We start from the raw sequence: 11,763 nt of genomic DNA, 5'->3' as shown, positions 1-11,763 counted from the left end.
GGCTTTCGTCTTTTACTGCTGGTTCTGGCCCTGCAGCAGCGGGGTGATGCGGCGCAGGGTGACGCGGCGGTTTTCCCGTTCGGGGCCCTGGGTGTTCACCTTCAGATACTGCTCGCCATAGCCCTGCGTGGTCAGGTTCTCGGCGGGGATCTGGAAGCGCTGGGACAGGATGGTCGCGACCGTTTCCGCGCGGCGGTCGGAGAGGGTGAGGTTGTCCTCGTCCGAGCCGACCGCATCCGTGTGGCCTTCGATCATGAAGATCTCGTTCGGGTTGCGGGAGATGGCCTGGCGCAGGCCGTCGGCGATCACGCCGAGAGCGTCGATCTGATCCGGCGGCAGCTCCCATGAGCCGAACTCGAAGTTGATCGTATCGAGGTCCACGCGGCGCATGCGCTCGCGCAGCGGCTGGCTGCGGCGGACTTCGTCGAGGGTATAGGCGCGGTCGATGCGCTGGACCGGCGGAGCCGTGAAGGCTTCCACGATCTGCGCCGGTGAGGCGCGTTCCGTCTCGACGATGTATTCGTCGCGCGGAATGCTGACCCGAGGCGGCGGCATGCGAAGGACGTCCTCCTCGACATAGCCGTAGCCCGGGCGCGCGCCGATGCCGCTGCGGCGGTTGTCGATCAGGATCACCTCGCGGCCCGCGGGCTCGCGCCTGATGCGGCGGACGAGGTTGCCGTATTCGTCGCGCACCGTGACGATTTCCGAACCGTCCGGGCGGCGGACGATGGTGGTTTCCTCTCCGGGACCGCGGCGCTCGACACGCACTTCGTCCGCTCCGTAGATGCGGCGGAAGCGCTCCGTCTCGTCGTGGCGGATGATGACGCTGTTGCCCTCGCGGATGATCGTGCGGTCGCCGGGCTCCTCGATGATGACGCGATCACCTTCCCGGCGCTCGCGGCGCTGGCGGCGCAGATCGTCGATGCGCACCCGCGACGGATCGAGGGGCTGGGCCTGCTGGGGGGACGTCTGCTGCTGCGCGTTCGGCGCGGGCGGCGGGGTCGGCTGGGCTCTGGGAGCGGGGGCCGGCTGGGCCGGCGCTGGCGGGGCAGGCTGCGGGCGAGGCGCAGGAGCGGTCGGAGCCGGAGCGGTCGGAGCCGGGGTCGGCGCCGTACGCGGCGGTGTCGACGGAGCGGGCTCGGTCCTGGACCGATCCTGATCCCTCCGCTGGTCCGGGTTTCTGCGCTGATCCTGCTCCTGACGCTGCTCGTCTCCCGGGCGGGGAGCCGGAGTCGCGTCCCGGCGCTGCGGGGCCGGCGCGGTCGTCGAGGGCGAGGCCGGGCGCTCGGAGGAATCGGGAGCCTGCGGACGCTGGCGGTCGCCGGGGCGCTGATCACGCTCCTGCGCATCGGGCCGCTGCGGCCGTGCGGGCGCCTCTTTCCGATCCTGGCTCTGGGTCTGGCTGCGCTCGGCCGGAGCCTGGCTCGGCTGAGCCGGCGCCGGCTTCTCGGCAGGCTGGCGCTGTTCCTGCTGCCGCTGCTGTTGCGGGCGCTGCTCTTGCGAACGCTGCTCTTGCGAACGCTGCTCCTGAGAACGCTGTTCCTGGCTCCGGCGGGGCGTCGCGGGCGCTTCCTGGTCCGGACTGGCGGCGCGGGGCGCGCGCGGGGTGTCGGGAGACTCGCTTCCCTGGGCGCCGCGCTGGGGACGCTGCGGACGGCCGCCTTCCTCGTCCGCGCCCTGGCGCCTCTCGCGGCGCTGCTGGCCCGGAGGAGCCTGCTCGTCCTGTCCCTGCGCTCTCTGTCTTGCCTTGGGCGGCTGTTGCGGTTGGTCACCCGTATCGGCCTGGGCTACCGTGATGGGAGCGGGGTTTTGCTGCTGGAGCGCAGAAGCGTTCGCCGACAGCATCATCAGCGGGATGGCAGTGCTCGCAAGGAACAGGTTGGTAAGCTTCATGATCCTCAATTCACTTTCGGGGTATGAGAGGCGTGAATGCTAAGCTGGCCATTTTGTTCCAATTTAGGCGTCGCGCCGTCTTGCAGGATATCTTAACATTTTCGTTCGATGCTCTTGGAAAATATGGAAAAAAGCTCCTTCGATGCTTATATCCGGGCTTCATTCCGAGATCGTTCAGAAAGCAGCCGAATCCAATGCAATGGACCGACGAAGGCATCGTTCTCGGCGTCCGCAAACATGGCGAGACGAGCGTCATTCTCGAAATGATGACGCGCGAGCATGGCCGTCATTCGGGCCTCGTCCATGGCGGGCGTTCCAAGGCGCTGCAGCCGGTGCTCCAGCCCGGCAATACCGTTCAGGCGACGTGGCGGGCGCGCCTCGACGAGCATCTCGGCAATTTCCAGGTCGAAGGCATCAGGCTTCGCGCGTCCCGCCTCATGGGCTCGTCCATGGCGCTCTACGGCCTCGCCGCCCTGGCCCATCTGCTGCGCTCCGTCCCGGAGCGCGATCCGCATTTCGCCCTCTATGAAACCCTGACCGTTCTCGTGGACCACCTGGACGATCCGGACCTTGCGCCCGCGCTCTTCGTGCGGTTCGAACTCGCCATGCTGGCGGAACTCGGCTTCGGACTCGATCTCACGTGCTGCGCCGCCACGGGCACCGAACGGGATCTCGTCTATGTTTCGCCCCGGAGCGGCCGTGCCGTCAGCGCGGCGGCAGGGGAGCCCTACAAGGATCGTCTCCTGGCGCTGCCGGGCTTCCTGATCGGCCAAAGCAGGGCCAACCGGCCGAGCGAGAGCGAGATCCGGGCCGGATTTGCGCTGACGGACTTCTTCCTGCATCAGAATGTCTTCGACCCCCAGGGGCAGCGGGCCCCCGAGGAGCGGGCGCGTTTCGTCGCACTCGCGACAGCTGGGGACGAATAAGGTTTGTTTCTGTTATGTTCTCATTCCAGGTGATAAAGAAGCGATTCGCAGTTGAGGAATTCGATTAATGGGTAAGCCGGTCAATCCACCCTCTGGCGGCGAGATCGAGAACATCAATCTCAAGGACGCCCTGGAAGAGCGCTATCTCGCCTATGCGCTGTCCACCATCATGCACCGGGCGCTGCCGGACGCGCGGGACGGGCTGAAGCCCGTTCATCGCCGCATCCTGCACGCCATGCGGCTCCTGAAGCTCGACCCCAAATCCGCGCCGAAGAAATGCGCCCGCATCGTCGGCGACGTGATGGGTCAGTACCACCCGCACGGCGACCAGTCGATCTACGACGCCCTGGTGCGCATGGCGCAGGATTTCGCCCAACGCTATCCGCTGGCGGACGGGCAGGGCAATTTCGGCAATATCGACGGCGATGGCGCCGCCGCGATGCGCTACACCGAGGCGAAGCTCACGGAGGTGGCCCGCCTTCTCCTCGAGGGCATCGACGAGGATTCCGTCGATTTCCGCGAGACCTACGATCAGGCCAATGAAGAGCCTGTCGTGCTGCCCGCCGCCTTCCCGAACCTGCTCGCCAACGGTTCGCAGGGCATCGCGGTCGGCATGGCGACCTCCATCCCGCCGCACAACGCGGCCGAATTGTGCGATGCGGCCCTGCATCTCATCACGAAGCCCAACGCCACATCCGAGCAGCTGATGCAGTTCGTGCCCGGACCGGACCTTCCGACCGGCGGCATCATCGTCGACAGCCCGGCCTCGATGGCCGAGACCTACAGCACCGGCCGCGGCTCGTTCCGGGTTCGCGCCCGCTGGCAGAAGGAGGATCTCGGCCGGGGCAACTGGCAAATCGTCGTCACCGAAATTCCCTATGCGGTGCCGAAATCCCGCCTGATCGAGAAGATCGCGGAGCTGCTTCAGGAGAAGAAGCTGCCGCTGCTCGCCGATATCCGCGACGAATCGGCGGAGGACATCCGTGTGGTGCTGGAGCCGCGGGCCAAGACCGTCGATCCGATCATCCTCATGGAATCGCTCTTCAAGCTGACCGAGCTCGAGAGCCGCGTTCCGATGAACGTGAATGTGCTCGCCGGCGGCAAGGTGCCGAAGGTGCTGAGCCTCGCCGAGTGCCTGCGCGAATGGCTCGACCATCGCCGCGAAGTGCTGATCCGCCGCTCGACCTTCCGCCTCTCCGCCATCGACAGGCGCTTGGAGATCCTGGGCGGCTTGCTCATCGTCTATCTCGATCTCGACCGGGTGATCAAAATCATCCGCGAGGAGGACGAGCCGAAGGCGGAGCTGATGCGCGTCTTCAAGCTGACCGAGGTTCAGGCGAACGCCATCCTCGATACCCGCCTGCGCTCGCTCCGCAAGCTCGAGGAGATGGAGCTCAAGCGCGAGCAGAAGAACCTGCAGGACGAGAAGGCCAAGATCGAGGAGCTCCTCACCTCCGAGAAGGTGCAGTGGAAGACCGTCGCCGGCGAGATCAAGGAGGTTCGCAAGACCTTCGGACCCGACACGGCTCTCGGCAAGCGCCGCACGACGTTCGCCGACGCGCCCGACACCTCCGACATCGATTTCGCCGAGGCCATGATCGAGCGCGAGCCGATCACCGTGATCGTCTCCGAGAAGGGCTGGGTCCGCGCCATGAAGGGCCACCAGGAGGACGTCTCCTCGGTGCAGTTCAAGGGCGACGATAAACTCAAGACGGCTTTCTTCGCCGAGACTACGTCCAAGATCATCGTGGTGGCGAACAACGGACGCTTCTTCACGCTCGACGCGTCGAAGCTGCCCGGCGGCCGCGGCTTCGGCGATCCGATCCGCCTCATGGTGGACCTGGAGGAGGGGGCGGATTTCATCGCGGCCTTCCCCTACAAGGCGGGCTCGAAACTGCTCGTGGCGGGGTCCGACGGGCGCGGCTTCATCGTACCGGCCGACGACGTCACGGCGAATACGCGCAAGGGCAAGCAGATTCTCAACCTCGATGCTCCGGCCGTCATGGTGGTCTGCACCGAGGCCGAGGGCGATCACATTGCGATCATCGGCGAGAACCGGAAGCTCCTGATCTTCCCTGCGAAGCAGCTGCCGGAAATGAGCCGCGGCAAGGGCGTGCGCCTTCAGCGCTACAAGGACGGCGGCGTGTCCGACGCCAAGGTGTTCACCCTGAAGGAAGGCCTCACCTGGAAGGATACGTCCGGCCGCACCTGGACGGTGGCGAAAGAGGACCTGCGCGACTGGCTGGGCGACCGCACCGAGGCCGGACGCCTTCCGCCGAAAGGCTTCCCGAAATCCAACAGGTTCGGGGAATGACATGACGATGAGGCCCGCCGGAAGGCGGGCCTTTCGTTATGGGCCCGTCGCTTCCGGTGCGGAATCCCCCTTGCGGGGGGCGATGCGATAGGTACAGCGGCGGCCTCCGTGGAGAAGGTGCTCCTCCCGGCGAACGTCCGCGCCGGGCCCGAGAACGGCCGAGAAGACGGCGAGCTCGGACCGGCAGAAGCCCTGGCAGGCCGTCGCCGCGATGCAGATCGGGCAATGGTTTTCGATCAGGAGGAAACTGCCGTCCGCCTCCCGCGACCAGGACGCCATGTAGCCTTCCTGGCTGCGAAGATCCGCCAACGTCGCGACGCGTTCCGCCAGGCTTGCCCTGTCGGCCATGCGGGCGCCGTAAAGCGCGAGGACGTCCCGCTCCCGTCGGGCGATCAGCCGGTCGAGGCCCTCCGGCCCGAAGACATCGGCGACGCCGCGCAGGATCTCGACCGTCAGGCCCGCGTGATTGTCGGGAAAGCGCCCGTGTCCCTTGTCCGTGAGCGACCAGCGGCGCTTGGGCCTGCCGACCCCGAGCCTTTCGTCGTCATAGGCCACGAGCCCGGCGGCATGGAGGCGGTCGAGCTGCTGGCGCATGGCGACCGCCGTCGTCCCCAGTGTCTGAGCCAGCGCGGAGGCGGATTGCGGCCCGTGAGCCTTCAATGCATGGAGCAGGCGATCGGAAGGGCGATTGTTCATGGACCAAGCCTAGCGCGCCTGCCGAATAAAACAAGCAATGACTTTCTAAATAGACTTGGCTAAAGAAAGTGGCCCCTTTTCGAAACGCTGGATCCCGCGCCATGGATGAAGTCAGAGACGATCGGCTGCCCGCCGCTCTTTTCCCGAACGCCCTGGTGCTCATCCTGACCCTCTGCCTGGGGGAGGGGATTTACGCGCTCAACAGCTTCCTCGTCTCCACGTCCCTGCCTTCGGCCGTGATCGAACTCGGCGGCGCAGCCCTCATCGGCTGGGCCTTCACGGTCTATCTGGTGGCCGCCATCGTCGGGGGCGCCTCGGCCGGTTTCCTCAAGTCCCGACTGGGTGCGCGTCGGCTGCTCATCGGGCCGGCCATCGTCTTTCTGGCGGGCACGCTCCTGGCGAGCGAAGCATCCTCGATGATCACGGTCCTCGTCGGCAGAACGCTGCAAGGGCTCGGAGAGGGGATCATCGCGGCCGCCTGTTACGTTCTCGTGGCGGAGTTCCTGCCGCCGCGCCTGGTGCCGCGCTTCTTCGGTCTGATCGCGGTGACCTGGGCGGGATGCGCCTTCGGCGGCCCGCTCCTGGCCGGTTTCGTCACGGAGACCTGGTCGTGGCGTGCCGCCTTTCTCATGAACGTCCCTCTCATTCTGATCTTCATGGGGCTCGTCCTTGCGATCATTCCGCGAGGACGGGGCGGCACCGCGAAGGGAATGCCGCCGCTCGGGCGCCTGTCCGCGATCGCGGCCGGAATCATGCTGATCGCCGTCGCGGGGCTGCAGTCGCAATGGTGGCTGACGGCGGGACTCGTGGGCTTGGCCATCGCCACGCTGGCGGGCACCGTCCTTTTCGACCGGCGCAGCCGCCACCGTCTGTTTCCGAGCGACGCCTTCTCGCTGGCCACGACGGTCGGGGCCGGATTGTGGATCGCGCTTCTCATGCCGGTGGCGCAGGCATCCACCTCCGTGTACCTGCCCTTGTCCCTACAGCGGCTCTGGGGCTACGGCCCGACCGAGGCGGGCTTCGTGTCCGCTCTCATGGCGCTGTCCTGGTCGGCGGCGGCATTCGCCGTGTCATTCGTGAACCGCGCGCCTTGGCCGCGCCGGCTCGTCCGATCGGGGCCGCTGCTGCTGGTTCTCGGCCTTGCGGGCGCGGCCCTCGCCCTTCTGTCCGGGCTGCCGTGGGTTCTGATCGGAGCGCAGATCGCCATCGGTTGCGGGTTCGGCGTCAGCTGGGCGTTTCTCAGCCAGGCGATCATGACGTCCGCCCGGCCGGGAGAGCAGGATCTCGCCTCCGGCCTGGTGCCGACGACGCAATCCGCCGGCTACGCCATCGGAGCCGCGACGGCCGGGATCGTGGCCCAGGCCGCCGGGTTCGACGGCAACCTCGCGCCGGAGATCCTCGCGCCTGCGATGGTCGCGGTCTTCACCGCGAGCGCCGTCATGGCCGTCGGCGCATGGCTGGTGAGCCTCCGGGTGGCGGCCACTTCGACGGACGGCGCAGCCTGATCGGGCATGCGGTGGCGGCGAGATCAGCCCGCCGTACCGCCGTCGTCTCGGTCGGGTTCTGCCTCTCGGGCGGCACCGGGCCATGCTCGCCGGCGCCGTTCTCCAATCTGGCGGCGATCGCGGCCACATGGCATCCCTGGAGGCGTGCGCCGCCTAGGGTATCGGACGTGAAAAGTGGAAGCCACTTTTGGGATTGCATCCGATGCTCCCTTCTTCGAAAGAGCGCATCGCTTGCTGCGAAAAACCGGGTCCACTTCTGCGCACGATGCGTTAGCCCACCCGCACCCAGCCATGGGCGCCGAGGCGTTCCTGGGGGGTGAAGCGGGCCTTGTAGCCCATCTTCTTCGAGCCCTCGACCCAGTAGCCGAGATAGAGATACGGCAATCCCTTCGCCCTGGCGCGCCGGATGTGGTCGAGGATCATGAAGGTGCCGAGGCTGCGGTCCTGACGGTCCGGATCGTAGAAGGAATAGACCATCGACAGGCCGTCGCTCATCACGTCGGTGAGGGCGACCGCGATGAGGTCGCCCTCGCCCCTCCCGGTGATGCCGCTGTCGATTCCGCGGCGGCGGTATTCGATCAGCAGCGTGTCCACGTGGCTGTCCTCGACCATCATGGAATAGTCGAGCACCGACATGTCGGCCATGCCGCCATCGGCATGACGGGCATCGACGTAGCGGCGAAAGAGCGCGTATTGCTCAGAACTGGGCCGGTTCGCCATCTCGTTGCCGATCAGGTCGGCGTTGTTCCTGAGCACGCGTCTCAGATTGCCCGAGGTCTCGAATTCGCCCGTGAGGACGCGGACGGACACGCAGGCTCTGCAGGTGTCGCAGGCCGGACGATAGGCGATCGTCTGCGAGCGGCGGAAGCCTCCCTGAGTGAGGATCTCGTTCAGCTCGCGACCGCGCCGCCCCACGATATGCGTGAAGACCTTCCGTTCCTCCTTGCCCGGCAGGTAAGGACAGACGGACGGGGAGGTCAGATAGAATTGCGGGGCGTCGCGGGAGTGACTCGTCAAGCCGGAAAGCCTTGTGGAGAAACCTTGAGCGCTGATTCAACGCTCCAAGGATAACATTGGTGCCCGCCCCGTCCAGGAAAAGAGAGCAGGTGTCGCAGCCCGCTATTCGCTGCGGACGATCATCATGCCCGTGAGCAGGTCGCGGATGAAGCGCCCGTCGTTGCGGATGAAGCCGACCAGCACGTCGCAGGCCCAGAGCAGGAAGGTCGAGATGGCGACGTAAAAGAAGAGCGCGTGCACGGCGGCCGCGAGCATCGAGACCCGGCGGCCCGTGGACGGGTCGATCACGCGCAGGCCCATGGTACGCATGCCGACGGTCGCCTGATTGGGGCCCCCGATGGTCACCGCGTTGTAGACGATGAAGATCAGCGCCGTGAGGGGCAGGGCGAAGAACAGGCCCCAGCCGAGCCCCAGGGTGATGAGGCCGAGAAAGAAGATGCCGATGGAAATCAGCACGACCCAGAGCGCGATGACGAGCAGGTCGATGAGATAGGCCCAGAACCGGCGCGCGATCACGCCGTCCGTCAGGCGGCTATCCGCCGGGAACGTGTTGTAGTCGATGGTCGGCGGGTAGGGCCGATTGACCATGTTGCTTCCTCAATAGGCGGTCTCGGACAGGCCGCGCGAGTCGATCCGTCGCGGTGCGAGGCCCTCCGCCTTGAGGGCCTCGAATACCTCCAATGTATGTTGTCTGTCGCGAGTTTCGATAGTGATGTCGATGGAAACGCCCTTGGCGGGCACGTCGAGGAAGAGGCGGCCGTGGGAGACTTCGAGGATGTTGGCGCCCAGATTCCCGAGAAGGCTCGCCACGCGGCCCAGGAGTCCGGGCCTGTCATGGGAGGTGATCCGGAAGGAGGCGATCCTGTCGTCCCGCTCCAGTTCGCGCACCATGACCGAGGCGAGGATGCGGGCGTCGATATTGCCGCCGCAGAGCACGAGGCCGACGCGCTTGCCCTCGAAGCGCTTAGGCTCGGCCAGCATGGCGGCGAGTCCCGCCGCGCCCGCGCCCTCGGCCATGGTCCGCTGGAGGGTGGCATAGGCGTTGACCGCGCGTTCGATCAGCGGCTCCTCGACAAGGATGATGTCCGGAACGAGATCCCGAACGATCGGCAGCGGCAATTGGCCCACGGTCTTGACCGCGATGCCTTCCGCCAGCGTCGCGCCGCCGATGGGGCGCTCCTCGCCGCGGATCGCGTTCGTGAAGGACGGGTAGAGGGCGGCCTCCACGCCGACGATCTCGATGGAGGGCTTCAGGGCCTTCGCGGCGACGGCGATTCCCGAGATCAGGCCGCCGCCCCCGATGGGCACGACGATCTGGTCGAGATCGGGCGCGTCGGCCAGCATTTCCATCGCGATGGTGCCCTGACCGGCCATGACCTTCGGGTCGTCGTAGGGATGGACGAAGACGAGCCCCTCGGCCTCGGCGATCTCGCGCGCCTTGGCGGCGGACTCGTAGAGCGTCTCGCCGAACAGCACCACGCGCGCGCCGTAGGAGCGGGTATTCTCCGCCTTCACCAGGGGGGCGCTCTCCGGCATGACGATGACGGCCGGGATGCCGAGGCGCCGGGCGTGGTAGGCCACGGCCTGGGCATGGTTGCCCGCCGACATGGCGATCACGCCGCGCCGGCGCTCCTCGGGCGCCAGGCTCTCCAGCTTGTTGACCGCGCCGCGCTCCTTGAAGGAGCCGGTGGGCTGCATGTTCTCGTGCTTGACGCAGACGTTCGCGCCCGTGATCTGGGAAAGGCGCGGCGCAGGCACCAGAGGCGTTCGCAGGACCTGGCCCCGAACGGTGTCGGCTGCGCGCTCCACGTCCTGCAGGGTGATGGCATAATCGGCCACGGCTTCCTCCGGTTTTCCCATCATATCATCCTTAGACGTTTCTTGGCGTCGTGTCCTGAAAGCCCAGCAATCCGCCCGGCCGGAAGATCAGGAAGACGGCGAGCGACGCATAGAGGGCGATGTCCCGCCCCTCGATCGGCAGATAAGCCGACCAGACGGTTTCGAACAACCCGATGACGAACCCGCCGAGCAGCGCCCCCGGCACCGAGCCGATGCCGCCGATCACCGCGCCGATCAGGGCCTTCAGGCCATACTGAAATCCGCCCGCAAAGCCCAGGCCTCCGTACTGCACGACGATCAGCATGCCCGAGAGGCCCGCCATGCCTCCCGCAAGAGCAAGCGTCTGCGTCAGAAGGCGAGGGCCGTTGACGCCCATGATCGCCGCCGCACGGGCATCGTCCGCCACCGCCCGCCACGCCCGTCCAAAGGCCGTCGCCTTCATCAGCCACAGGAGCCCGAGCGCGGCGATCAGCCCGGTCCCCGCCGTCATGACGCTGATGGGCGTGAGGCTGACAAGGAAGTTTCCCGCCCGGGCCAGGGGCCATGCATCGGCCCAGATGGGCGGCAGCCAGATCGTCACCGGGCTCTGGACGAGACGCAAGTATTCCATCAGGAAGAGCGAGAGGCCGACCGTCGCGATGAGGCTCGGTTGGGAGCTGGCCGCGGTGATGCGGCTGATGGTGAAATATCCGCCGACGGCGCTGTGCATCGCGCCCGCGAAGACGGCGCCCGCGAGCCCCGCCGCGAGTCCGAGAAGCGGTGAGTTCAGGCCCGACACGATGACGACGGCCGCACCCGTGACGGTGGCGGCCGATCCCGCGGCCGCGAGTTCCCCGAAGGCCAGGTTGACGCGCCCGCTCAGGCCGAAGACCAGGGCGAAGGCCACGGACAAAAGGGCATAGATCGCCGTGCGCGGGAGGCTCACCAGAAGCTGCTGCAGCCAATAGGCGAATCCGGCCGGAAGCTCGATCAGCGCCGCGTCCGGCGGGCTGCCCGGATCCGCCGCGATGCCCTCGGGCGTTTCGAGATAGTAGTGCTTGAGCATGTAGAGGCTTGCGCCCGAGATCGGGCCTTCCTCGGTGGCGAGCCCGGTCAGTTCGGCCTTGTTGAGGGAAAGGCCCTCGGCCGCGAAGGTGCAGACGACATAGCGGTCGAGCGGGGGACGATCCGGCGATTCGGCCGAGTAGAGCACCGTCAGGCTCCGCGGAGCCGGGCCTTCCTGGATGCGCTGGACCGTAATCGCTGCGCCCGGATTGAGCGCCGGCAGGGTGGATCGGCATATGCGCGCCTGATCCGCATCGATGGACAGGCCGCACCCGTTCAGCAGGACAAGGGAGACGACAAGGGCCAGGATGCGGAACATGCCCTTGGCCCTGTGCAGCTCTGAATATTGCGTGGACACCAAAGGTTTCAGCTTCTTGCTTTGCTCAGATGCACCAGTTTAGTAATATTGTATCGATTCCGCGAGCCGCACGGAGAGGGCCGATGAATCCGAAATGTGTAGCTGTCGTAGGAGTGATTGCAATCTCTTTTACGTTCTGGGTTTTTCACGCTGAAGTCCGTTCCGAGGAGG

The 11,763-nt window shown here is 66.5% G+C and carries 9 protein-coding genes; 3 read left to right on the top strand and 6 right to left on the bottom strand.

What is annotated here, in order from left to right; translation table 11 throughout:
* Positions 1 to 12: 12 nt before the first annotated feature.
* Positions 13 to 1,893 carry an OmpA family protein gene (locus tag RE429_RS13080; RefSeq protein ID WP_414471195.1) on the bottom strand — a complete coding sequence of 627 codons (1,881 nt, stop codon included), beginning with the start codon at positions 1,891 to 1,893 and terminating at the stop codon, positions 13 to 15.
* Between the two features lie 194 nt (positions 1,894 to 2,087).
* Here RE429_RS13080 and recO point away from each other — a divergent pair, with 194 nt between their 5' ends.
* A complete protein-coding gene (gene recO / locus RE429_RS13075; protein WP_414471194.1) occupies positions 2,088 to 2,819 on the top strand; it encodes a DNA repair protein RecO in 732 nt (243 codons plus the stop codon).
* Between the two features lie 67 nt (positions 2,820 to 2,886).
* Positions 2,887 to 5,133 carry a DNA topoisomerase IV subunit A gene (parC, locus tag RE429_RS13070; RefSeq protein ID WP_414471193.1) on the top strand — a complete coding sequence of 749 codons (2,247 nt, stop codon included), beginning with the start codon at positions 2,887 to 2,889 and terminating at the stop codon, positions 5,131 to 5,133.
* Between the two features lie 36 nt (positions 5,134 to 5,169).
* Here parC and RE429_RS13065 read toward each other — a convergent pair whose 3' ends face one another.
* Positions 5,170 to 5,829 carry a helix-turn-helix transcriptional regulator gene (locus RE429_RS13065; protein ID WP_414471192.1) on the bottom strand — a complete coding sequence of 220 codons (660 nt, stop codon included), beginning with the start codon at positions 5,827 to 5,829 and terminating at the stop codon, positions 5,170 to 5,172.
* 101 nt (positions 5,830 to 5,930) lie between these two features.
* Here RE429_RS13065 and RE429_RS13060 point away from each other — a divergent pair, with 101 nt between their 5' ends.
* A complete protein-coding gene (locus RE429_RS13060) occupies positions 5,931 to 7,334 on the top strand; it encodes an MFS transporter (protein WP_414471191.1) in 1,404 nt (467 codons plus the stop codon).
* Between the two features lie 270 nt (positions 7,335 to 7,604).
* Here RE429_RS13060 and RE429_RS13055 read toward each other — a convergent pair whose 3' ends face one another.
* The 4 genes from RE429_RS13055 to RE429_RS13040 all read right to left on the bottom strand — a co-directional run bounded on the left by RE429_RS13055 (position 7,605) and on the right by RE429_RS13040 (position 11,592).
* Entirely contained in the window at positions 7,605 to 8,351 is a 747-nt protein-coding gene (locus tag RE429_RS13055) for an arginyltransferase (protein WP_414471190.1), read from the bottom strand.
* A 102-nt stretch (positions 8,352 to 8,453) separates the two neighbouring features.
* On the bottom strand, positions 8,454 to 8,939 hold the full coding sequence (locus RE429_RS13050) for an RDD family protein (RefSeq protein WP_414471189.1): 486 nt from the start codon (positions 8,937 to 8,939) through the stop codon (positions 8,454 to 8,456).
* A gap of 9 nt (positions 8,940 to 8,948) precedes the next feature.
* Complete coding sequence (locus RE429_RS13045) at positions 8,949 to 10,211, bottom strand: threonine ammonia-lyase (protein WP_414474192.1); 1,263 nt, start codon at positions 10,209 to 10,211, stop codon at positions 8,949 to 8,951.
* Positions 10,212 to 10,221: 10 nt separating this feature from the next.
* On the bottom strand, positions 10,222 to 11,592 hold the full coding sequence (locus RE429_RS13040) for a branched-chain amino acid ABC transporter permease (RefSeq protein ID WP_414471188.1): 1,371 nt from the start codon (positions 11,590 to 11,592) through the stop codon (positions 10,222 to 10,224).
* Positions 11,593 to 11,763 lie beyond the last annotated feature (171 nt).

Origin of the sequence: Microvirga sp. M2 (genome assembly GCF_047497095.1) — a bacterium.
Taxonomy (GTDB): Bacteria; Pseudomonadota; Alphaproteobacteria; order Rhizobiales; family Beijerinckiaceae; genus Microvirga.
This window is presented reverse-complemented; position numbering and strand designations above follow the sequence as displayed.

What these genes read in the sequence shown, in the direction of transcription:
- RE429_RS13080 (WP_414471195.1), bottom strand. Translation starts at nt 1,893, where the DNA reads ATGAAGCTTACCAACCTGTTCCTTGCGAGCACTGCCATCCCGCTGATG.
- recO (WP_414471194.1), top strand. Translation starts at nt 2,088, where the DNA reads ATGCAATGGACCGACGAAGGCATCGTTCTCGGCGTCCGCAAACATGGC.
- parC (WP_414471193.1), top strand. Translation starts at nt 2,887, where the DNA reads ATGGGTAAGCCGGTCAATCCACCCTCTGGCGGCGAGATCGAGAACATC.
- RE429_RS13065 (WP_414471192.1), bottom strand. Translation starts at nt 5,829, where the DNA reads ATGAACAATCGCCCTTCCGATCGCCTGCTCCATGCATTGAAGGCTCAC.
- RE429_RS13060 (WP_414471191.1), top strand. Translation starts at nt 5,931, where the DNA reads ATGGATGAAGTCAGAGACGATCGGCTGCCCGCCGCTCTTTTCCCGAAC.
- RE429_RS13050 (WP_414471189.1), bottom strand. Translation starts at nt 8,939, where the DNA reads ATGGTCAATCGGCCCTACCCGCCGACCATCGACTACAACACGTTCCCG.
- RE429_RS13045 (WP_414474192.1), bottom strand. Translation starts at nt 10,211, where the DNA reads ATGGGAAAACCGGAGGAAGCCGTGGCCGATTATGCCATCACCCTGCAG.